The following is a 21276-nucleotide window of genomic DNA, read 5'->3' on the forward strand; positions in this document are numbered from 1 at the left end:
GGAGTGGGGATTTTCCGGAGGAAGCGGCCTGCCGCGGTCGCCCGCGAGGTGGTGCGGGACCACACCTACGACGACGCGATCCTGGACATCGCGGCGGAGGAGATGGACGCGGGCCACCTGAGGGCGGCGACCACGGTGCTCGCGGAGTGCCGTGACGAGCCCGAGGTGCGCGCGTTGCGGGTCGAGGTGCTCGGTGAGCACGCCATCGGCCACGCGGACGAGCTGCTGGAGCTGGCGAAGAACAACACCGACCCCGACCTGTGGCTGCTGGCCGGCACGGCGTTCATCCGGGAGGCGTGGGCGATCCGCGGCTCGGGGCGGGCCGACAGCGTGGGCAAGGACCGGTTCAAGGTCTTCTTCGGCACCCTCCGCAAGGCCGTGGGACCGCTGCACGAGGCCGCGAAGCTCCTGCCGCGCGACGCGGTGCCGTGGGCGCAGTTGCAGACCGCCGGCCTGGGGTTGCAGGTGGACCGGGACCAGAAGGACGAGGTGTGGCGCGAGGTGGCGGCGCGCTGCGCGACGCTGTACCCGGCGCACTGGACCCGGCTGCAGATCCTGGCGTCCAAGTGGGGTGGGTCGGCCGAGGAGATGATGGCGTTCGCCCAGGGCAGCGTCGACGCCGCGCCGCCCGGCGACCCGGTGGTGGCGATGCTGCCGCTGGCGCACTTCGAGATCTTCCTGGAGCAGTTCGAGGACGCCGTGCAGGCGCGGTCGGCGTTGAAGATCGCGACGTTGAAGATGCGGTACTTCACCCGGCACCGGGAGGAGATCGCCGCGGCGGCGGACAAGTGGGACGCCACCCGGACCAAGCCCCACCCGCGCACCCTCCAGGCGCACAACCTGTTCGCGGCGGCGTTCGCCCTGGCCGACGACGCGCCGCGGGCCAAGCGCCACCTGCTCGGCATGCGCGACCACGTGCACGAGGTGCCCTGGGCCTACGTCGCCTACCTGGCCGACGACCTGGAGCAGGAGTACTCGGAACTGGCCAACAAGTACCTCTGACCCGAGAGTCCAACCTCCACCCCGCGAGAGTCCTACGTTCGCGTCACGCGTGTCCTACGTTCAGAACACCCGAGTTCAACGCTCAGAACAGTCGATCTTGTTCTGAGCGTTGAACTCGGGGTACGCGAACGTAGGACACGCGCGTTCTGAACGTAGGACACGCGCGGTGTGGGGGTTGGACTCTCGGGTGGTCAGCACGTTTGCTTGTAGAAGTACTGCGAGTTCGCGTCCATGTCGGCCTTGGTCAGTGCGACCAGGTCGGTCTCGACGTCGCGCTCCACCGGCTTGCCCTCCAGCGCCGCCACGGCCTGCGCGACGCCGGTCCGGCCGATGGTCGCCGGGTCCTGCGCGATCAGGGCCTGCACCGCACCGCCCCGCAGGTCCGCCACCTGTTTGGGTGACGCGTCGAACCCGACCAGGTTGACCGCGCCGGTCCGGCCCGCGTTGCGCAACCCGGTCGCCGCGCCCTCACCGGTGTTCAGGTTCGTCGCGAACACCCCGACCAGGTCCGGGTTGGCGGCCAGCGTGGCGGTCACCTTGGCCGCCGCCTGGTCCGGCTCGTTGTCGGTGTACTGCTGCCCGACGTACTTCAGGTTCGGGTACTGCTTGACCTCCTCCTCGAACCCGGCGGCACGGGCGTCCGTCGTCGACGTGCCCGCCTTCGTGTTCAGCACCAGCACCGAACCGGGCTTGTCGCCGACCAGCCCGGCCAACGTCCGCGCCGCCAGCCGCCCGCCCTGCTCGTTGTCCGAGGAGACGGTCGAGGACGCGATCGACGTGTCCTCCAGCTTGGTGTCGACCTCCACGACCTTGATCCCGGCCTCCTTGAGCTGCCGCATCGGACCGGCCATGGCCTTGTCGTCGGTCGGCGCGATGAGCACCGCGCCGGGCCGGTCGGCCAGCACACCCGTCACGATCGGGGTCTGCTGCGTGGCGTCGAACTTCGCCGGCGCCTGCACGTCGACCGAGTAGCCCGCCGCCGCGGCGGCCTCCCGGAAACCGCACTCCATCGAGATGTAGAACGGCTCCGCCGCCACACCGGGGATCAGCACCATCTTCTTCGCGTCACCCGTGCCGCCGGTGTCGCCGATCTGCCCACCGCCACCGCAGGCCGTGAGCAGCAAAGCCGCCCCTAAAAGAGCACCTGGGACCAGAGCAACCGTCCTCGTTGACATGGTTCTCCTCCTCCGTCGCCGGCTAGCGTCTGTCGCGCGCCTTCCGCCGTGACTGGTCGAACCACACGGCCGCCACCAGGACCAGCGCCACCGCGATCGGCTGCCAGTACACGTTCACGCCGACTATCACGAACCCCTTGCGCAACACGGCCGGGATGAACACCCCGAGCACCGTGCCCACGACCGACCCCGCGCCGCCGAACAGGCTGGTGCCGCCGAGCACCACGGCGGCGATGGCGTTGAGGTTGTCGGTGTCGTGCCCGGTGATCGACGCGACCCGGAAGTACGCCAGCGCCATGAACCCGGCCAGCCCGGCCAGCACGCCCGCCAGCAGGTAGACCCGCACCAGGTGCCGCGTCACCGGGATGCCCGCGCGCCGCGCCGCCTCCTCGTTCGAGCCGATGGCGTACGTGTGCCGCCCGAACACCGTGGTGCCCAGCGCCAGCGCGCCGAGCGCGGCCACCACGGCGGCCAGCAGCACCAGGTTCGGCACGCCGAACCACGTCCCCGTGCCCAGGCCGTCGCCGAGCACCTCGGGCACCCCGGCCACGTTCGACCCGTTGGACAGCAGCTGCCCAGCCCCGAGCGCCGCGCCGAACGACCCGAGCGTCACGATCAGCGGCGGGAGGCCGGTGCGGGCGATGAGCACGCCGTTCAGCAACCCCCACGCCGCACCGGACAGCAGCGCCACCAGCAGGCCGACGAACACCACGCCCCACCCGGCGGTCGTCGCGTTGCCGCCGTGCAGGGCGTTCATCGTCATGGCCGACGTGACGCCGGAGAACACCAGCACCGAGCCGACGGACAGGTCGATCCCGGCGGTGATGACCACGTACGTCATGCCCACCGACAGCACCAGCAGCACCGACGTCTCGACCAGCGTGGTCTGCAACGTGAAGACGGTCAGCACCGCGTCCGGCCGCAACGCGCCGAACACCGCGATCAGCACCAGCAGCACCACCGCGATCCACAACGTGTTCGCGCCGAACAGCCGTTGCAGGGGTGTCCGGCGGCGTTCCGGCGCGGTGTCGAGGGCAGGGTCGAGGCCGGCGTCGGGGGCGGTCATGCCTCCTCCTGCGACAACGCGCCGGTCATCGCGCCGACCAGCTCCTCGACCGTGGTCGTCGCCGCGTCGAACCGCGCCACCCGCCGACCCAGCCGCAGCACCTCGACCCGGTCCGCCACGGCCAGCACCTCGGGCATGTTGTGGCTGATCAGCACCACCGCCATGCCCTGGTCGCGAACCCGCCGGAGCACGTCGAGCACCCGTTGCCGCTGCACCACGCCCAACGCCGCGGTCGGCTCGTCCATGAACACCAACCGGCTCGCCCACACCACCGACCGGGCCACCGCGACGCTCTGCCGCTGACCACCCGACAACGCCCCGATCGGCACGTCCACGTCCGGCAGCGACACCCCGAGGTCGTGGAACGAGGCGATCGCCCGCCGCCGCATCCCCCGCTTGTCCAGCACGCCCAGCCTGCCGAGCAGGCCGCCCCGGCGCAGCTCCCGCCCCAGGAACAGGTTGGCCGCCGGGTCCAGGTCCGGCGCGACGGCCAGGTCCTGGTACACGGTCTCGATGCCCAGCGCCCGTGCGGACACCGGCGAGTCCAGCGTGACCGGCGTGCCGTCGAGCAGGATCGTCCCCGAGTCCGGCCGCTCCACCCCGGACAGGCACTTCACCAGCGTCGACTTGCCCGCGCCGTTGTCACCGACGAGCGCGACGACCTCGCCCGCGTGCGCGGTGAACGAGGCGCCGCGCAACGCCTCCACGTTCCCGTAGTGCTTCACCAACTCCCGTGCGTCCAACAGGGGTAACGCCATCCGTCAGCTCCCGGGGCTCGACACCAGTGGCGGCCGGCACCGGATGGCGACGACGTCGCCGGTCACCACGACCTCACCCGCCGCGTGCGGCACGACCACCGTGCTGCCCCGGTGCACCGCGACGGGACCCAGCGTGCCGGCGCCCTCCAGCACCACGTACACGCCGAACGAGGGTTCCAGCGCCGCCGAGCCCGACACGTGCAGCCGGTCGGCGCGGAAGAACGGGTCGGCCCGCGCGTCGAACAGGGCCACCGAACGCCCGGTGAGCGCCTGCGTGCGCCGCACCAGCTCGTCGGCCGACCGGGCACGGCGCTCCAGGCAGTCCAACGCCTTGTCGTAGCCCAGGCCCAGGTGCCCGGCCTCGGCATCGGCCAGGAAGCCCCGCCACTCCAACGTGACCGAGAAGTCCGTGGGCTGCTGGAGCTCGACGATGAACACACCTTCGCCGATGGCGTGCGGCACGCCCGCGGGCACGAACACCGTGTCGCCCGGCGAGACCTTGACCGGGTTCAGCGCGGCCAGCATCGCGGCGGAGTCCTGGGTGGACACCCACTCGGCGGCCACGGCGGCGGGCACGTCCTCGCGGAAGCCGATGTACACCGTCGGGTCGGCGCCGACCGTGCCGATCACGACCCACGCCTCGGTCTTGCCGTGCCGGCAGCCCAGGTGGGCGGACGCGAACGCGTCGGACGGGTGGCAGTGCACCGGCAGCCGCTGCCCGGCGTCGAGCAGCTTGACCAGCAGCGCGACGTCCGCGCCGAACTCCGCCGCGTGCTCCGACCCCAACCACGCCACCGGGTCCGCCGCCACCGCGTCGCGCAACCACCGCCCGTCCGGCAGCCGGGACAACCCGGCCTCGTCCTTGCCGAACTGCGTGGTGGTCGACGCGACCCAGTCCTCGGGCCCGCGATCGGCCTCGGCCCGGTTCCGGAACGCCGCGATCGCCGCACCGCCCCGGTAGAACTGCCGGGGCTGGTTGGCCTCCAGCGCGATGGGCTGGGCGTCGGGACTCATGCGCGTACCTCTCCTGATCCACGGGCCACCAAGCGGACCGGCAGGACGACGCGGCGCGGTGGGGAGCCGTCGCCGTCCAACCGGGCGAAGAGCAGGTCGGCCGCTGCCTTGCCGAGCGCGCTCGCGTCGTGCGCGATCACGGTGACCGGTGGTGACAGCAGGTCGGCCAGCTCGAAGTCGTCGAAGCCGACCAGCGCGGGTCGGGCCGCGCTGCCCGCCAACGCCCGCACCGCGTGCACGGTGATCCGGTTGTTGCCGGTCACCACGGCGGTGGCCGGGTCGGCCGCGTTCAACAGGCCCCGCAACGCCTTGTGCACCGATTCCTCGTCGTGCGGCCCCATGACCACCAACGACTCGTGGTAGCCGATGCCGGCCCGCACGCAGCCCTCGCGGTAGCCGCGCAGGCGCTCGTTGGCGGTGAAGATGTCCGGCGCGTCGCCGAGGAACGCGATCCGCCGGTGCCCGAACGACGCCAGGTGCGCCACCGCCTCGGCGGTGCCGCCGATGTTGTCCACCAGCACGGTGTCGGCGACCACGTCGCCGGCCGGCCGGTCCAGGAACACCACCGGCGTGCCCGCGCGCATCTCCGGCACCAGGTACCCGTGCTGCAACCCGGCGGGCACGATCAGCAGGCCGTCCACGCGTCGCGAGCAGAACTCCAGCGACAGCTCGCGTTCCCGCGCCGGGTCCTCGTCGGACGAGCCGGTGATGACCTGCCGCCCGCGCAGCCGGGCGATCTCCTCGACGGCGCGCGTGACTCCCGAGTAGAACGGGTTGCCGACGTCCTCCAGCACCAGGCCGACCGTGCCGGTGGACGAGCCGCGCCGCAGGTTGCGCGCGCTGAGGTTGCGCCGGAAGCCGAGTTGGTCGATCGCCGCGAGCACCCGCTCGGCGGTGGCCGGGTGCACGCCCGCCTCGTCGTTCACCACGCGCGAGACGGTCTTGATGCTGACGCCCGCCAGCCGCGCCACGTCGTTCATCGTGGCACGCCGAACCTTGCGGGCGCCTGCCGCGCCGTTCGGGGACAACGTTGTCATAGTGCGCGAATCACACACCTCGCATTCGGGTATGTCAACGGCCGGCCCTGTCTCGAACCGGACAACACTCGGTGTCGGGGTTGACGCCACCCCCACACGCTCCGCAAGTATGCGATTACGGGTAGTTCGTAGACAGCGTTGTCAACCGTCGACGGAGTCGACACACGGATTCAGAGGCGGCCATGCGGACTTCGAAGACACGGAGGATTCTCGCTCTCACGGCGGCGGTGGCGCTTTCGGCTGCGCTTCCGGTCGTGGGGATCGCCCAGGAGGAGCAGGCACAGGGAGAGCAGGTTCGGGTGGACGACCTGGCGCGGTGGGTGAACCCGTTCGTCGGCACCAAGCCGGGTGGACCGGACCACGGCACCGGCGGCGGGGCGGGCAACAACTTCCCCGGCGCGGACGTGCCGTTCGGGATGGTGCAGTGGAGCCCGGACACGGTGACCCGCCAGCACGGCGGCTACGCCTACGAGGACGACCGGATCAGGGGATTCAGCCTCACCCACCTGTCCGGCGCGGGCTGCTCGACCTACCAGGACATCCCGATCATGCCGTTCACCGGCGAGGTCACCACCTCACCCGCGACGGACCCCGACCGGTACGTCTCGACGTTCTCGCACGGCAACGAGACCGCGAGTCCCGGCTACTACGGGGTGACCCTCGACAGCGGGACGAAGGTCGAGCTGACGGTCACCCAGCGCACCGGCGTCGGCCGGTTCGCCTACCCCGGCGGGTCGACGTCGACGTTGCTGGTCAACACCTCCGGCTCGATCTCGGGCACGGACGACGCGGAGATCACCCTCGGCGCGGACACCATCAGCGGCTGGGCGACCAGCGGCCGGTTCTGCGGCGCGGACCACCGCTACCGGGTGTACTTCCACGCGCGGTTCGACCAGCCGTTCGCCTCGATCGGCACGTGGCGCAACGGCGCGGTCACGCCCGGCCGCTCGGCCGAACGCGGCGGGTCCGGCGTCCGCGACGGCTTGGGTGACGCCCCGAAGACCCTTGAGGCGCAGGGAGAACCCGACGTCGAGACCGAGGACACCACGGTGTCGGGTCCAGGCTCCGGCGGTTGGGTGACGTTCGACGACCCGGACGTGACCATGCGCGTCGGCCTGTCGTTCGTCTCGATCGACGGCGCGAGGAAGAACCTGGAGGCGGAGAACGCGGGCAAGTCTTTCGACGCCGTGCACGCCGCCGCCCGCCAGGCGTGGAACGACCGGCTCGGCCAGGTCGAGGTGACCGGCGGCACGGACGCCCAGCGCACCACGTTCTACACCGCGCTGTACCACTCGTTGTTGCAGCCGAACGTCTTCTCCGACACCGACGGCCGCTACCCCGGCTTCGACGGCCGCACCCACACCGCCGAACCCGGTCACGCCGTCTACACCAACTTCTCCGGCTGGGACGTCTACCGCTCGGAGATGCAGCTGCTGTCGCTGCTGGCGCCGCGCGAGGCGTCGGACATGGTCCGCTCGATGATGGCGTTCGCCGAGCAGGGCGGCTCCTGGGACCGCTGGACGGTGGCCAACGGCTACACCGGCGTGATGGTCGGCGACCCGTACCACGTGATGGTGGCCGGCGCGTACGCGTTCGGCGCCAGGGACTTCGACGCGCGCAAGGCCCTGCTGCTGATGCTGCGCGGCGCGACCCAGCCGACCCAGGGCTACGAGGAACGCCCGGGCCTCACCGAGTACATGGACCTCGGGTACGTGCCGGTCGGCGCGCGCAACGTGTGGGGAGCGCCCGCGACCACCCTGGAGTACACGACCGCGGACTTCGCCATCGCCGACCTCGCCCGCAGGCTCGGTGACGGCGCGACCTGGCAGGCGTTCATGAAGCGCGCCCAGTACTGGCAGAACGTCTTCAACCCCGCCACCGGCTACACCCAGCCCCGCAACCGGGACGGCTCGTACGTGGAGCCGTTCACGCCGGGCAGCCCGGACAACTGGGTGGAGGGCAACGCCGCCCAGTACACGTGGATGGTGCCGTACAACGCGCGTGGCCTGTTCACCGCGATGGGCGGCGACGCAAAGGTCCGCGACCGGCTGGACGCGTTCTTCACCAAGCTCAACGCCGGGCCCGACGAGCCGTACGCGTTCCTGGGCAACGAGCCGATCATGCACTCGCTGTGGCTGTACAACTGGGCGGGCGCGCCCGCGAGGACCCAGGCCGTGACGCGGCGTGCGGTGACCGAGCTGTTCGGCCCCGGCCCGGACGGGCTGATGGGCAACGACGACCTCGGCCAGATGTCGTCCTGGTACGTGTGGGCGGCGCTGGGCATGTACCCGGTGATCCCGGGCCGGGCCGAGCTGGTGCTCAACAGCCCGCTGTTCAGCGAGGTCACGATCACCCGGCCGAACGGCGCGCCGCTCGTGATCAAGGCGTCCGGCAGCGGCGCGTACGTGTCGGACCTCAAGCTGAACGGTCGCGAGCAGACCCGCAGCTGGCTGCCGGAGTCGTTCGTGACGCGCGGCGGCACGGTGGAGTTCGGGCTGTCCGAGGAGCCCACCGCCTGGGCCACCGGCCCGGCCGACGCACCGCCGTCGTTCCGGGACGGCGAGGTGGGGCAGCAGGCGTTCGTGCAACCGGGTCGGCTGGTGCTGCCGGCGGGCGGCAGCGGCACCGTGACCGTCGGCGCGCAGGACTTCTCCGGCAGCGGCGGCAAGGTGTCGTGGACCGCGCAGCCACCCGCCGGGATCACGCTCACCCCGGCGTCCGGCCAGGTGACCGTGCCGCCGGGGGAGAAGGCCGGTGTGCCGGTCACGGTCGCCGTGGCGGCGGACGCGGCCGAGCAGATCCACCGCGTGCCGCTGACGTTCTCCACCGGCGGGCGGTCCACGATCTCGGTGCTGGTGGCCGAGCCGGGCAGCCTGCGGGCGGCGTTCGACAACGTGGGCACCTCACCGGACGACGACCAGGCGATCGGCAACTTCGACGGCGGCGGGTGGAGCTACTCGCGCGAGGCGCTGGCCGCCGCCGGCGTGACGCCCGGCGGCACGGTCACCTCCGACGGCCTCGCCTACACCTGGCCGACGTCGCCGGTCGGCGAGCCGGACAACGTCAACGCCTCCGGCGAGGTGGTGACGATCGCCGCGCCCGCGGGTGCGACGAGGCTCGGGCTGCTGGGCAGCGCGGCGGGCGGCAAGGCGTCCGGCACGCTCACCGTCACCTACACCGACGGCAGCACCCAGACCGCCGAGGTCGGGTTCTCCGACTGGGCGCTCGGCGGCAGCGCGAACCTGCCGCCGTCGTTCGACAACCGGACCGTGGCCTCCACGCCGTACCGCAACAACTCCAGCGGCGAGCCGCAGCAGCTCGAGGTGCACGTGTTCGCGACCGCGCCGATCGCGTTGCGGGCCGACAAGCAGGTCCGTTCGGTGACGCTGCCCGCGTCGGTGACCGGCGGGACGTTCCACGTGTTCGCCATCGCGGTAGCGTGAGGTCGTGACCAGCCCTGATCCGGTCGAGTCGGTGGACACGTTCATCGGCACCAAGGACGACGGGAACACGTTCCCGGGCGCGTCCGTGCCGTTCGGCATGGCGCACTCCAGTCCGATCGGCTCGCACTACGCGGGCTACCGCTACGACGACCCGGTGATCCGCGGGTTCGGGCACTTCTTCCTGTCCGGCGCGGGGTGCTGGGAGCAGGGCGGGCTGGTGTCGGTCCTGCCGACCACGCGCCTGCCGCGCCGCTTCGACCACCGCTCGTACGGCGTCGGGTACACCCACGACGGCGAGGTCGGCCGGCCCGGCTACTACCGCGTGCGGCTGGCCTCCGGCATCACGGTGGAGACGACGGCGACGACCCGTGCGGGGGTCGAGCGGTTCTCGTTCCCGGCCGGTGCGACGCCGCACGTGCTGGTGAACGTGGGTCAGGCGAACGACAAGGAGCCGGTGTTCGCCAGCGGCGTGCGGGTGGTGGACGACCGGACGCTGGCCGGGACCGTGGTGTCGCAGGCGTTCTGCGGCGGCAAGCCGTACACCACGTACTTCACCACGACGTTCGACCGGCCGTTCAAGGCGACCGGCAACTGGGGCGGCGTGGAGGGCGGCGCCGGTCTGCGCGGCCAGTGGGTGACGTTCGAGGAGGGCCCGGTCACCGCGGCCACCGCGATCTCGCACGTGGACGCCGAAGGCGCGACGAAGAACCTCGGCGAGGCCAGGGGCAGGTCGTTCGACGCGTTGCGCGCGGCGGCGCAGGAGGCGTGGCGGCGGGAGCTGTCGAGCATCGAGATCTCCGCGGGCGGAACCGACCGCACCGTGTTCTACACCGCGCTGTACCACGCGCTGCTGCAACCGTTGACGGGCAACGACGTGGACGGCCGGTACCGCGGGTTCGACGACCGGGTGCACGTGGCCGACGGCTGGACCTACCACGAGTTCTTCTCGCTCTGGGACACCTACCGGGCGCACAACCAGCTGCTGGCGCTGCTGCGGCCCGCGCGGGCGAAGGACATCGCGCGGTCGTTGCTGGCGATCCACGAGCAGGGCGGGTGGCTGCCCCGCTGGGCGTACGCCAACCAGGAGACCAACACCATGACCGGCGACCCGGTCACCCCCTTCCTGGTGGACCTGTGGCGGTTCGGCGCGCTGGAGGGCTCGGAGGAGCGTGCCTACCGGGCGTTGTGGCAGAACGCGACCGGTGTGCCGCCCGCGTCGTCACCGTTCGAGGGCAGGGCGGGCAACCCGTCCTACCTGGGGCGCGGTTTCGTGCAGTACGACAAGGACTTCCGCAAGAAGGGGCAGGACGTCGACCCGCACCACGGCGCCTCGGCGACGTTGGAGTACGCGCTGGCGGACTGCGCGCTGTCGATCATGGCGCGCGGCCTGGGGCACGAGGACGACGCCGAGGTCCTGCGCCGCCGCGGGCTGAACTACCGGCAGCTGTGGGACGGCACGGTGTCGGACCGCGGGTTCACCGGCTTCCCCCGGCCCAGGCTGGGCAACGGCGAGTGGCTGGCGCCGTTCACCCCGCAGGGCCCGGACGGCTTCCACGAGGGCACGGCGTGGCAGTACCAGTGGCTGGCGCAGCAGGACGTGCCCGGTCTGGTGGAGCTGCTCGGTGGCCGTGACGCGGCGGCGGCCCGGCTGGACGACTTCTTCGCCTACCCGGACCTGGTGGCCGACCCGGCGAAGACCGTGCGCGAGAAGTGGGTCGTCGGGCCGTACAACTACTACAACCAGTACCGGTACAACCCGAACAACGAACCGGACCTGCACGCGCCGTGGATGTACGCGCTGGTCGGGCAGCCGTGGAAGACGTCGGCCGTGGTGCGGGCGGCGCAGACGTTGTTCGTGGCCGCGCCCAACGGCGTGACCGGCAACGACGACCTCGGGCAGATGTCGGCGTGGTACGTGTTCGGCGCGCTGGGCATGTACCCGGTGACACCGGGCACCGGCGACCTGGTGCTGAACGCGCCGAGGTTCGACCGGGCCGTGATCCACCTGGAGAACGGCCGTGACATCACCATCACGGCGGCCGGCGCGGACCCGTCGAGGCTGGAGTACGTGCGGTCGCTCCACGTCGACGACACGTCGTGGGACCGGGCGTACCTGAACGTCGACCGGCTCCGGCACGGCGGCGTCACGCTCGACTACGTGCTGACGGCGGACCCGGCGGAGGCGACGTGGGCGACCCGGCCCGAGTCCGCGCCGCCCTCTGCCGGCACAGGTGAGCACGTCTCGTGATCGGGAGCGCGCGCACAGCGACGGTCGGATGGGTCGAAGGTCTCGATCGTCCTTTACTTCCGTCGCGAACGGATCGAAGCGCCACCACCGGAGCGTGACGCGGCCTACCGTCCAGCCATGACAGGGGCACGCATTCCAGCCGTCGTGGTTGCCGACATCAGGAAGAACTACGGCGAGCTGAAGGCGGTGGACGGCGTCTCGTTCACCGTCGCCGAAGGGGAGTTCTTCGGCATCCTGGGGCCGAACGGCGCGGGCAAGACCACCACGCTGGAGATCGTCGAGGGCCTGCGCAAGCCCGACGGCGGTCAGGTGACGTTGCTCGGCGAGCACTCGTGGCCGCGCAACGCGAAGTTGCTGCCCCGCATCGGCGTGCAGCTGCAGGCGTCGAGCTTCTTCGAGAAGCTGACCGCCCGTGAACAGCTCCAGACGTTCGGCTCGCTGTACGGCGTGAGCCGGCGCAAGGCCGACGAGATGCTGGAGCTGGTCGGCCTGACCGACAAGGCGGACGTGCAGGAGAACAAGCTCTCCGGCGGTCAGCGCCAGCGCCTGTCGATCGCGTGCGCCCTCGTCCACGACCCGGACCTCGTCTTCCTGGACGAGCCGACCGCCGCGCTGGACCCGCAGGCCCGCCGCAACCTGTGGGACGTGCTGCGCGCGATCCAGGCCAGGGGCAAGACCATCGTCTACACCACGCACTACCTCGACGAGGCCGAGATCCTGTGCGACCGGGTGGCGATCATGGACCGGGGGCGGATCCTCGCCATGGACGCACCCGCGACGCTCGTGCGCGGTCTCGACGCGCCCACGCACGTGGTGCTGCAGAAGGGGTTGCTGACGCGTGAGGCGGCGCGTGGCATCACCGGTGTCGAGGACGCCCAGGAGGACGAGGTCTCGTTGACCATCTCCACCCGCAAGCCCGCGCCGGTGCTCTCGGCGCTCGCCGAGCGCGGCACCTTGGACGGGCTCCAGGTGCGCACGGCCACGTTGGAGGACGTCTTCCTCGACCTGACCGGACGGGAGTACCGCGCGTGACCGCGTTCCGGAGCCTCTCGGTCGCCATGGTCAAGGGTTTCCTGCGGGACAAGATGACGTTGTTCTTCGTCTTCCTGTTCCCGTTGATGTTCCTGGTCGTGTTCGGGCTGCTGCTCGGCGACTCGGGCAGCGACAAGACCAAGATCGCGGCGGTGGGCGAGGGGCCGGTGCTGTCGGCGCTGGAGCAGACCGGCGCGGTGGAGCTGGAGAAGTACGGCGACACGGCCACCGCGCGGCAGAAGGTGGACGACGGTGACCTGCCCGCCGCCGTGGTGGTGTCCGGTGATCGCGTCGAGCTGATCTACGCGGCGAGCGACCAGGTGGCGGCGGGCACCGTGACGGGCATCGTGTCCGGCGTGGTCGACAAGATCAACCTGGGTGCGGCGGACGTGGCGCCGCGGTTCACGTTGGAGACCAGCTCGGTCGAGGACGCCTCGCTCAAGCCGATCCAGTACCTGACGCCGGGCATCCTGTCGTGGGCGATCTCGATCTCGGGCGTGTTCGGCGCGGCGTTGACCATGGTGTCGTGGCGGAAGAAGCAGGTGCTGCGGCGGATCCGGCTGGCGCCGGTGAGCGCGACGACGGTGCTCACGTCGCGGGTGCTGGTGAGCGTCGGGACGGCGTTGGCGCAGGGCGTGGTGTTCGTGGCGGTGGCGCTGCTGCCCGCGTTCGGCCTGCGGTTGACCGGTCAGTGGTACTTGGCGCTGCCGTTGCTGGTGCTGGGGACCACGGCGTTCTTCGCGGTCGGGATGCTGGTCGGCGCGTTCTGCAAGACGGAGGAGGCGGCGTCGGGCGCGGCGAACATCGTCATCATGCCGATGGCGTTCCTGTCGGGCACGTTCTTCCCGGTGGAGAACGCACCCGCGTGGCTCCAGACCGTCTCGAACATCTTCCCGTTGCGGCACATGAACGACGGCATGCTGGACGTCCTGGTGCGCGGCAAGGGCGTGGAGGCCCTGCTCCTGCCCTCCGCAGTGCTGATCGCATTCACCCTCGTCGTGGGCCTGCTCGCCGCCAAGCTCTTCCGCTGGGAAGACTGACCGCGAGAGTCCAACACTCAGCCCGGGAGAGTCCAACGTTCACCCCGCGCGTGTCCTACGTTCGCGTCACGCGTGTCCTACGTTCAGAACACCCGAGTTCAACGCTCAGAACAAGATCGACTGTTCTGAGCGTTGAACTCGGGGTACGCGAACGTAGGACACGCGCGTTCTGAACGTAGGACTCGCGCGGGCTGGAGGTAGGACTCTCGGGGGGTGGGGGTGGGGGTGGGGTGAGGGGGGTCACTGGCCACAATGGGGGCATGTTGAGCAGCGCTGTTGGTCGGTTCCGACTCCTCGCCTTTGCCGAGGCGGTGTCCTGGGCCGGTTTGTTGATCGGCATGTTCTTCAAGTACGTCGTGGTCGAGAACGAGATCGGGGTCAAGGTCTTCGGCCCGGTGCACGGCGCGATCTTCGTCGGCTACGTCCTGGTGACGTTGATGCTGGCGCACCGCTGGGACCGCAAGACCCTCGTCCTGGGCCTGGTCGCGAGCATCCCGCCGTTCGGCACCGTGGTGTTCGAGCGCTGGGCCAACCGGACCGGTCGCCTGACCGAGACCGAGGCTCAGACCGCCAACGACTGAGCGCGCGCCAACTCGGCCTCGGGGTCGCCGAGGTGGTAGACGCGTTCGCTCGGCTCGATGTTGTCCAGGAACCCCTGGTACACCAGCGCGCCGACCAGGTGTGACGCCGGCCGGGCGTGCCGCAGCGCGCTCGCCGGATCGCTCGACGGGTAGTGGCTCAACCACGCGTCGACCCACACCCGCTCGATCACCGGCCGGAACTCCGGCGCGACGAACCCGATCAGCCGCGCCGCGTCCAACGCCGGGTGACCCCAGTGCGCGTCACCCCAGTCGAGCACGACCCCGCCGGAACGCCAGTTGCCCGGGTGGAAGTCACCGTGCAGCAGCGTGTCCGGCAGCCCGAAGTCCGGCACCCGCACCCCGCGCACCGGCACCCCGTGCGCACCCAACCGCGGCGAGCCCGCCAACGCCGCCTGCACCGCCACCCACCGCGGCACGATCCGCTCGACCACCTCGTCACCCGGCTGCCAGCAGTCCACCCCGGACGCCTCCGCCAGCAGCACCCGACCGGGCTCCGCCGCGATCAACCCCGGCGCCAACGACGGGTCGACCGACGCCACCAGCCCGATCACCGCGGCCTCGTCCGCCATGAACGGCGGCGTGGCCTTCGCCCACACGTTCCCGCCCGCGGTCGGCAGCCGGTACAGGCACGACAGGTTCCACGTCTTCACCTGCACGGCCGGCCCGCTCACCCCGACGTGCCGCCGGGCCCACCCGACCAGCTCCGCCGGACCGCCGGGACGCGCCCACGGCAGCCGCAGCGGGTGGTCCGGGAACTCGTGCCGCCCCACCTCGGCGACACCGCGAGCCGGCACCCGGTCGGCCTCCACCTGGTACGTCACCACGCCGTCACGCCCGCCGCTACCGGTGGTCGACACCAGCCGCAGCACGCTCGTCGGCACGCCCAGCGCGCGCGACAGGTGCGCGGTCACCGGCTCGACGTCGTTCCACCAAGGGCTGTCCACCGTGAACGGCTCCGCCGCGCCCACGCAACGCCCGCCGACCGTCACCAGAGCCCTGATCTCCCGCACGAGGTGCAGGGTGGCCGTCACCGGCGAGGTCTGTCGACCGAATTCAGTCCTCGGAATTCAGTCCTCGAAGTCGCCGACCGCGCGGCGCACCTTGGCCAGCAGCTCGGTCAGCTGCTCGGTCTGCCGGCCGGTCAGCCCGCGCAACCCGAACTCGACGCCCGTCACGGCCTCCGTGGCCGCCTCCCGCCGGGCGTGCCCGGCCTCGGTGATCTCCACCAGGGTGGTGCGCCGGTCGGTGGGGTGCGGGTTGCGGCGCACGAGCCCGTCGGCTTCCAACCGGTCCACGATGTTCGTGACGCTCGTCGGGTGCAGCTGGAGCCGTTCGCCCATGACCCGCATCGGCAGGCTGCCCGTGCGGGCGAACGTCAACAGCACCAGCGCCTCGAACCGCGCGAACGTCAGCCCGTGCGGTTTGAGGGCGGCGTCCACGGCGGACTGGATGATCTGCTGTACTCGCATGACGCTGGTGACCGCCGCCATCGCCGTCGACGGTCCGATCCGCTTCTCCCACAGCTCGGCGGCGCGCGCGATGGGGTCGAACGGCAGCGGCTGGGACGTCATGCCGCGAAGCTACCAGTGGGTACCCGTCCACCAGGAGGCAGCAGTGCTCGTCGCGTTCAGTGTCAGCCCGCTCGGCGGGGAGTCCGACGGGGTGGCCGAGGCCGTCGCCCAGGCCGTCCGGGTGGTGCGCGAGTCCGGCCTGCCCAACGAGACCAACGCCATGTTCACGCTGGTCGAGGGCGAGTGGGACGAGGTGATGGCGGTGGTGAAGAAGGCGACCGAGGTCGTCCAGGCATCCGCACCGCGGGTCAGCCTCGTGCTCAAGGCGGACATCCGACCCGGCTGGACGGGCCAGCTGACGGCCAAGGTGCAACGGGTCGAGCAGCACCTCGCCGACGACCTGCCGTAGGCGACAAATAGTAGGACGTCCTACTAAGTTGAAGGGCATGGAACCCCGGGACCTGTGGTTGCGCTTCGAGACCTACCACGACGTCACGTACTTCTCGCCCGAGTCACGAGCGGTGACCGACGCGCTGGGCTGCAAGGGCGGCTGGATGGGCTACTTCGGCCAGCGCGCGGCGCCCCTGGGCGCGGTGCCGCCGGAGATCGCGACCGCCGCGTTCTTCAACTTCCACCCGCGCACGGTGGCCCGCGCGCTGCCCGACGCGTGGGACGTGGCCGGTCCGGAGCGGTTCCTCCAGGCCCGGCTGGAGGGCGCCGACCTGGCGTTGCGGCGGATGCTGGCGAGCCTGGACGTGGCCGAGGCCGCCGAGCTGGCCGGTCAGGCCGCCGAGGCCGCACCCCTGGCGGGCCGGGTGCTGGCCGCGGCGAACCACGCGCTGCCGCTGCCCGACGAGCCGCACCTGGCGTTGTGGCAGGCGTGCACGACGTTGCGCGAGTCGCGCGGTGACGGCCACGTGGCCGCGCTGGTCGCGGCCGACCTCGGGCCGTGCGAGGCGTTGGTCCTGTTCAGCGCCGACAAGGACCTCGCGCCCGCGTACATGCGCAGGATGCGCGGGTGGTCCGAGGAGGAATGGCGGGAAGCCGAAGCGGCCCTGGTCGAACGCGGTCTGCTGGACGGGGGTCTGACGCCCGCCGGTCGGGCGCTGCGCGAGGACGTCGAACGCCGCACCGACGAGGCCGCCGCTCGTCCGTGGGACGTGCTCGGCGCGGCGGGCACGGCCCGTTTCGCGGAGTTGACGACCCCGATCGCCCGCCGCCTGGGACGACTGAACGAGGCCATGCGGGTCAACCCGATGGCGATCGACCCGATCGCGCAACTACCCGGCTAGCCGCGCGCGGCGCGCCGCCGCACTCGTGCCAGGATGGAGACGTGACAAGGCCAGACCCCCGAAAGACCGCCGCACTGTCCGCCGCGTTGTCCGGGGCGGTCGACCTCGGCGCGCTCAAGGCCCGGGCCGACGCCGCGAGGCAGCGCGCCGCCACCCCACCCCCGCCGGCCGGTGCGGCCGGCGGCTCGGACGCCGGTCCGAGCCCGTGGGTGCTGGACGTCACCGAGGCGACGTTCCAGTCGGTGGTCGAGCGCTCCCTGGAAGTCCCGGTCGTGGTCGAGCTGACCGCGTCGTGGAGTCCCGAGGCGGGCCAGCTCTCGCCCGTGCTCGAACGCGCCGCGCGGGCGGGCGGCGGCACCTGGCTGCTGGCCAGGGTCGACCTGGACGCCAACCCGCGCATCGGCCAGGTGTTCGGCGTGCAGTCGGTGCCGACCGTGGTCGCGATCGCCGGCGGCCAGCCCCTCGACGCCTTCGCCGGGCCGCTGCCGGAGGCAGAGTTCGGCCAGTGGATCACCCGCCTGCTGGACGCCCTGCGCGACCGCCTGCCGGGCATCAAGGCCGCGGAGGCCAACCGCGGCGCGCCGCAGGCGGGCGTCGTCGAGCCCGAGGGCGAGCCGGAGGACCCCCGCTTCGCCGCCGCCGAGGACGCGTTCGAGCAGGGTGACTTCGCCGCCGCCGAGGCCGCGTACGAGGCGATCCTGGCCGCCGAACCGGCCAACGCCGAGGCGAAGGCGGCCCTGGCGCAGGTCCGGTTCACCGCGCGCGCCGAGGCCGTGCCGGGGGACGCCATCGCCAAGGCCGACGCCAACCCGGACGACCTGGACGCCCAGCTGGCCGCCGCGGACCTGGAACTGGCGACCAACGACGTCGATCAAGCGTTCAAGCGCCTGGTCGACACGGTCCGCCGGGTCTTCGGCGAGGACCGCGACAAGGTCCGCGAACACCTGGTGGGTCTGTTCGAGCTGTTCCCGCCGGACGACGAGCGGGTCGCCAAGGCCCGCCGCAACCTGGCCAGCGCCCTGTTCTGACACGGGTTCCACCACGATTCGCAGGGGTCCCCCGCGCTGGGGGACCCCTGTTCTTCATTCTGCCGGCGGGGTCCGACATTTCGGGTTCCGAGGTGCCGGCTCACCCGGCCACCCCCGTCGCGCTGACGAGTCGTGTGCGGGAAGTCAGCCCGCGTACTTGCGGGTGCACAGGCCCGCGCCCTGGTAGAAGCCGTCGCGGAACGACTCGACGCGGGCGAAGCCCGACGGCACGACGGTGCCGTTCACGTCCGCCGCGATCAGGCTCTTGTCGGCCAGCAGCTCCGCCACCGCCTCGTCCAGGTCGCCGGACGACAGCCGCAGCTTCGCGCCGCTCTGGTTCGTCTTCCCGGCCCACGCCCCGGTCAGGCACGCCGTGCGCAGACCGGCCGCCGGCCCTTCCAGCCCGTACCCGGTCGCCTTCTGGATCGACAGCGCGTACCTCGACGCGATCTCGGCGAACGCGGCGAAGTCGCCGATGCCGCCCTTCTGCCCCCGCTTCGGCGGCGTGCCGATCTTCACCAGGTCGGGCAGGTCGACGGAGATCGAGTTGGTCGACGGGCAGTAGGCCGCGGGCGAGGTGTCGCCGCCGTCCGTGCAGGCCGCGGACGACGAGGTGGTCAGCGACGGCGGGGTCGCGCCCGCCTGGTTGAACGCGTCCCGCAGCGACTCCTCCAGCAGGTCGAGCGACCGCTGGTCGTCCACCTTCAGGTTGCCCTTGCCCTGCCCGGTGTCCTGGTCCTGCGAGTCGAACTTCTGCTGCGTGATCCGCGCCTTGACCTCGGCCTCGTCGATCTGCGCGCACCGCGTCGGGTCGCCCGCGAACCCGAACTGGAACGCGGACACCCGGTCGAACGCGCTGCCGTGCGCGCCCTGCTTCTCGGCCGACGTGCCCGCCGCGTCCCGGATGAAGAACATCGTCGCCAGCACCTGGTTCAACCCGGGCCCGGTGGAGATCCGGAAGTGCTTGGACTTGCCCTCGGCCACCCACCGGAAGAAGTTGCCCGCGTAGCAGTCGGCCTGCTGCTCCTTGATGATCGACGGCGTGGCCTGGTTGATCCCGCCGATGTCGCCGAGCTTGTACTGGATCGCGTGACCCATCTCGTGCGCCAGCACGGTCACCACCGACATCGGCCCGAACGCGTCGTCCAGCATCGGCAGCAGCTCGCCGCGGTCCCAGGCGATCGAGTCGTCGAGCGAGCAGTAGAACGCGTTGGCCACGCCCGCGGTGTTGGTGCGGCAGATGTCGACGCCCTTGCCGTTGGAGTCGTAGGACACCAACCGCTTGACCGGCTCGAACTCCTTGCCGAATCGGGCGGGCAGCTGCTCGGCCCAGTACTGCTCGACGTCGGCCAGCGTGTTGATGGCGAGCCGGTCCATCTCGCCGCCGTCGCCGTTCTCCACCTGCAGGTCGGCGTCCGGGACGCCGGGCTTCGCGCCGCTCTCACCGGTGGTGATGTCCAACCCGGCCACCTTGGTGACGTCGGGCCGTTCCGACCGGCCCTGCCCGCTCACCGTCTGGGTGCACCCGGTCAACGCCATCGCGGCGACGAGCGTCGCCGCAACCCAAGCCCGTCGAGCCATGCCCAAGCCCCATCCCCGGTCCGTGCCGATCCGAGCCCGAACCCTACTTGGCCCGCCCGCGCGGCTAGGCCAAACCACAGGCTTCGGTGCCCTCCAGGACGCCGCCGCGGAACACCTCGACCCGCTTGAAGCCCGGCCCGAGCGCCGCCGAGCCCGTCGCGTCACGTGCCGCGTAGTCGTAGGCGAGCAGCACCTGCACCGCCTCGTCCAGGTCACCGGGCGAGAGCCCGAACCCCTTCTGCCGCACGAACACCTCCCGCGTGTACGCGCCGGCCAGGCACAACGCGCTGCTCGCGGCGGGTTCGCCCTCGAGGTCGACGTCGACGGCCGCCATCGCGGCCAGGCCGTAGCGGCTGGCCAGCAGCACGCCGGTGGCGTAGTCGCCGATCTCCGCGTGCAGCTCGGGCAGGTCGGCCTGGACCTCGATCTCCACCGACTTGTCCGCCGGGCAGAACGCGACCGGGCCCTGGTCGCCGGAGCAGTCCGGCTCGTCCTCGGTGGTCCTGGCCTTCGGCTCGGTCCACTTCTTGCCCGCCTGCTCGACCACGGTCTTGTAGTACAGGTTCAGGTCGGGGGTGACGTTCTCCAGCATCTCGTCGAACGGCAGGTTGCCGCCGCGGTCGCGGTCGTCGGCCGTCGTGAACGCCTGCTGGGTGAAGACCCGGTTGTCGACCGTCATGGCCGCGCAGAACTTGGTGCCCTGCTGGTAGCCGTCCTGGAACGCGGACACCCGGTCGAACGCGTTGCCGTGCGCGGACCGGTCCTCGGCCGAGGTGCCGACCGGGTCGCGGAACGTGATCAGCGCGCCGAGCGCCGAGTCCAGCGTGTCGGAACCGATGTCGAGGTGCTCGGACTTGTCGTCGTTGACCCACTTGATGAACGACCCCGCGAAGCAGTCGGCCATCGCCTCGGTGAGGATCGTCGGGAACCGCTGCGGCTGGCGGCGTTCGGCCTCCGGCGTGATGCCCATCCGGTTCTGCACGGCGTGGCCCACCTCGTGGGCCAGCACGATCACCACGGCGGCGTCGCCGAACCGGTCCTTGAGCACGGGCAGCAGCGCGGCGCGGTCCCAGGCGATGGCGTCGGCGCTGGGGCAGTAGAACGCGTTGCCCTCGACGTCGCTCGCCTTCTCGGTGCACGGCGGCGGCTTGGCCGAGGGGTCGGCCGTGTCGACGGAGTAGATGCCGCCCTCGACCGGCTGCCACGGCTTGTCGAACGTGTCCGGGAACGCCTGCTGCCAGAACGAGTCGATGTCGGTGATCGCGGTGGCCGCGAGCTGGTCGATGGGACCGCCGTCGGTGCCGCGGATGAAGCCCGGGTCGACGGTGCCCTTGGTGACCGCCTCGCCCGCCACCGGTTTGCCGGGAACCACCTCGGCGCAGGCGCCGACCGTGAGCAGGACCGCCGCCAGCAGGGCCGGCCGAGCCGATACGAGCCGCATTCGCCC

The 21276-nt window shown here is 71.5% G+C and carries 18 protein-coding genes; 9 read left to right on the top strand and 9 right to left on the bottom strand.

All coding sequences use genetic code 11. The features are described 5' to 3' along the window. Positions 1–3 precede the first annotated feature (3 nt). Complete coding sequence (locus ACYVLT_RS19450; protein ID WP_360446874.1) at positions 4–1002, top strand: hypothetical protein; 999 nt, start codon at positions 4–6, stop codon at positions 1000–1002. A 191-nt stretch (positions 1003–1193) separates the two neighbouring features. On the opposite strand, the gene ACYVLT_RS19455 is transcribed toward ACYVLT_RS19450, so the two are convergent. From ACYVLT_RS19455 to ACYVLT_RS19475, 5 genes are read right to left on the bottom strand one after another with little or no spacing between them, the layout of a single operon-like run. Further along, the gene (locus tag ACYVLT_RS19455; protein ID WP_461121605.1) at positions 1194–2177 is read right to left on the bottom strand and encodes an ABC transporter substrate-binding protein; all 984 of its coding nucleotides are present in this window, start codon (positions 2175–2177) and stop codon (positions 1194–1196) included. 22 nt (positions 2178–2199) lie between these two features. Then, on the bottom strand, positions 2200–3243 hold the full coding sequence (locus tag ACYVLT_RS19460) for an ABC transporter permease (RefSeq protein ID WP_461121606.1): 1044 nt from the start codon (positions 3241–3243) through the stop codon (positions 2200–2202). Further along, positions 3240–4001: an ATP-binding cassette domain-containing protein gene (locus tag ACYVLT_RS19465; RefSeq protein WP_461121607.1), complete on the bottom strand. Its 762-nt coding sequence runs from the start codon at positions 3999–4001 to the stop codon at positions 3240–3242. Before ACYVLT_RS19465 ends, ACYVLT_RS19460 begins: the two co-directional genes overlap by 4 nt. A 3-nt stretch (positions 4002–4004) precedes the next feature. After that, on the bottom strand, positions 4005–5015 hold the full coding sequence (locus tag ACYVLT_RS19470) for a class I mannose-6-phosphate isomerase (RefSeq protein WP_461121608.1): 1011 nt from the start codon (positions 5013–5015) through the stop codon (positions 4005–4007). After that, positions 5012–5995, bottom strand: a complete 984-nt coding sequence (locus tag ACYVLT_RS19475; RefSeq protein WP_461121609.1) for a LacI family DNA-binding transcriptional regulator — start codon at positions 5993–5995, stop codon at positions 5012–5014. The genes ACYVLT_RS19470 and ACYVLT_RS19475 overlap by 4 nt, the downstream gene beginning before the upstream one ends. Positions 5996–6306: 311 nt before the next feature. Between ACYVLT_RS19475 and ACYVLT_RS19480 the strand changes: the two genes are divergently transcribed. The 5 genes from ACYVLT_RS19480 (at position 6307) to ACYVLT_RS19500 (ending at position 14396) form a co-directional block, all read left to right on the top strand. Next, positions 6307–9495, top strand: a complete 3189-nt coding sequence (locus ACYVLT_RS19480; RefSeq protein WP_461121610.1) for a GH92 family glycosyl hydrolase — start codon at positions 6307–6309, stop codon at positions 9493–9495. 4 nt (positions 9496–9499) lie between these two features. After that, on the top strand, positions 9500–11743 hold the full coding sequence (locus ACYVLT_RS19485) for a GH92 family glycosyl hydrolase (protein ID WP_461121611.1): 2244 nt from the start codon (positions 9500–9502) through the stop codon (positions 11741–11743). Positions 11744–11860: 117 nt separating this feature from the next. After that, positions 11861–12775 carry an ABC transporter ATP-binding protein gene (locus ACYVLT_RS19490; protein ID WP_461121612.1) on the top strand — a complete coding sequence of 305 codons (915 nt, stop codon included), beginning with the start codon at positions 11861–11863 and terminating at the stop codon, positions 12773–12775. Continuing rightward, on the top strand, positions 12772–13815 hold the full coding sequence (locus ACYVLT_RS19495) for an ABC transporter permease (protein ID WP_461121613.1): 1044 nt from the start codon (positions 12772–12774) through the stop codon (positions 13813–13815). Before ACYVLT_RS19490 ends, ACYVLT_RS19495 begins: the two co-directional genes overlap by 4 nt. A 260-nt stretch (positions 13816–14075) precedes the next feature. Next, positions 14076–14396, top strand: coding sequence for a DUF3817 domain-containing protein (locus ACYVLT_RS19500; RefSeq protein WP_461121614.1), 321 nt, complete (start codon positions 14076–14078; stop codon positions 14394–14396). Here the strand turns inward: ACYVLT_RS19500 and ACYVLT_RS19505 are convergent. Next, on the bottom strand, positions 14378–15448 hold the full coding sequence (locus tag ACYVLT_RS19505) for a phosphotransferase family protein (protein ID WP_461121615.1): 1071 nt from the start codon (positions 15446–15448) through the stop codon (positions 14378–14380). The two genes, ACYVLT_RS19500 and ACYVLT_RS19505, sit on opposite strands and share 19 nt — an antisense overlap. A 36-nt stretch (positions 15449–15484) precedes the next feature. Beyond that, positions 15485–15988, bottom strand: coding sequence for a MarR family winged helix-turn-helix transcriptional regulator (locus tag ACYVLT_RS19510; RefSeq protein WP_461121616.1), 504 nt, complete (start codon positions 15986–15988; stop codon positions 15485–15487). Positions 15989–16031: 43 nt separating this feature from the next. Here ACYVLT_RS19510 and ACYVLT_RS19515 point away from each other — a divergent pair, with 43 nt between their 5' ends. From ACYVLT_RS19515 to ACYVLT_RS19525, 3 genes are read left to right on the top strand one after another with little or no spacing between them, the layout of a single operon-like run. After that, positions 16032–16337 (top strand): MTH1187 family thiamine-binding protein, encoded by a 306-nt coding sequence (locus tag ACYVLT_RS19515; RefSeq protein ID WP_461121617.1) that lies wholly within the window; start codon positions 16032–16034, stop codon positions 16335–16337. A 37-nt stretch (positions 16338–16374) separates the two neighbouring features. Beyond that, the gene (locus ACYVLT_RS19520; protein WP_461121618.1) at positions 16375–17220 is read left to right on the top strand and encodes an SCO6745 family protein; all 846 of its coding nucleotides are present in this window, start codon (positions 16375–16377) and stop codon (positions 17218–17220) included. A gap of 41 nt (positions 17221–17261) precedes the next feature. Further along, complete coding sequence (locus ACYVLT_RS19525; RefSeq protein WP_461121619.1) at positions 17262–18248, top strand: co-chaperone YbbN; 987 nt, start codon at positions 17262–17264, stop codon at positions 18246–18248. A gap of 144 nt (positions 18249–18392) precedes the next feature. On the opposite strand, the gene ACYVLT_RS19530 is transcribed toward ACYVLT_RS19525, so the two are convergent. After that, positions 18393–19829, bottom strand: coding sequence for a neutral zinc metallopeptidase (locus tag ACYVLT_RS19530; RefSeq protein WP_461121620.1), 1437 nt, complete (start codon positions 19827–19829; stop codon positions 18393–18395). Positions 19830–19893: 64 nt separating this feature from the next. Next, entirely contained in the window at positions 19894–21270 is a 1377-nt protein-coding gene (locus ACYVLT_RS19535) for a neutral zinc metallopeptidase (RefSeq protein WP_461121621.1), read from the bottom strand. Positions 21271–21276 lie beyond the last annotated feature (6 nt).

This window comes from Saccharothrix stipae (genome assembly GCF_054781895.1).

Coding starts and splice junctions, on each gene's coding strand:
- ACYVLT_RS19455 (WP_461121605.1), bottom strand. CDS start 2,177: ATGTCAACGAGGACGGTTGCTCTGGTCCCAGGTGCTCTTTTAGGGGCG.
- ACYVLT_RS19460 (WP_461121606.1), bottom strand. CDS start 3,243: ATGACCGCCCCCGACGCCGGCCTCGACCCTGCCCTCGACACCGCGCCG.
- ACYVLT_RS19465 (WP_461121607.1), bottom strand. CDS start 4,001: ATGGCGTTACCCCTGTTGGACGCACGGGAGTTGGTGAAGCACTACGGG.
- ACYVLT_RS19470 (WP_461121608.1), bottom strand. CDS start 5,015: ATGAGTCCCGACGCCCAGCCCATCGCGCTGGAGGCCAACCAGCCCCGG.
- ACYVLT_RS19475 (WP_461121609.1), bottom strand. CDS start 5,995: ATGAACGACGTGGCGCGGCTGGCGGGCGTCAGCATCAAGACCGTCTCG.
- ACYVLT_RS19490 (WP_461121612.1), top strand. CDS start 11,861: ATGACAGGGGCACGCATTCCAGCCGTCGTGGTTGCCGACATCAGGAAG.
- ACYVLT_RS19500 (WP_461121614.1), top strand. CDS start 14,076: ATGTTGAGCAGCGCTGTTGGTCGGTTCCGACTCCTCGCCTTTGCCGAG.
- ACYVLT_RS19510 (WP_461121616.1), bottom strand. CDS start 15,988: ATGACGTCCCAGCCGCTGCCGTTCGACCCCATCGCGCGCGCCGCCGAG.
- ACYVLT_RS19520 (WP_461121618.1), top strand. CDS start 16,375: ATGGAACCCCGGGACCTGTGGTTGCGCTTCGAGACCTACCACGACGTC.
- ACYVLT_RS19530 (WP_461121620.1), bottom strand. CDS start 19,829: ATGGCTCGACGGGCTTGGGTTGCGGCGACGCTCGTCGCCGCGATGGCG.
- ACYVLT_RS19535 (WP_461121621.1), bottom strand. CDS start 21,270: ATGCGGCTCGTATCGGCTCGGCCGGCCCTGCTGGCGGCGGTCCTGCTC.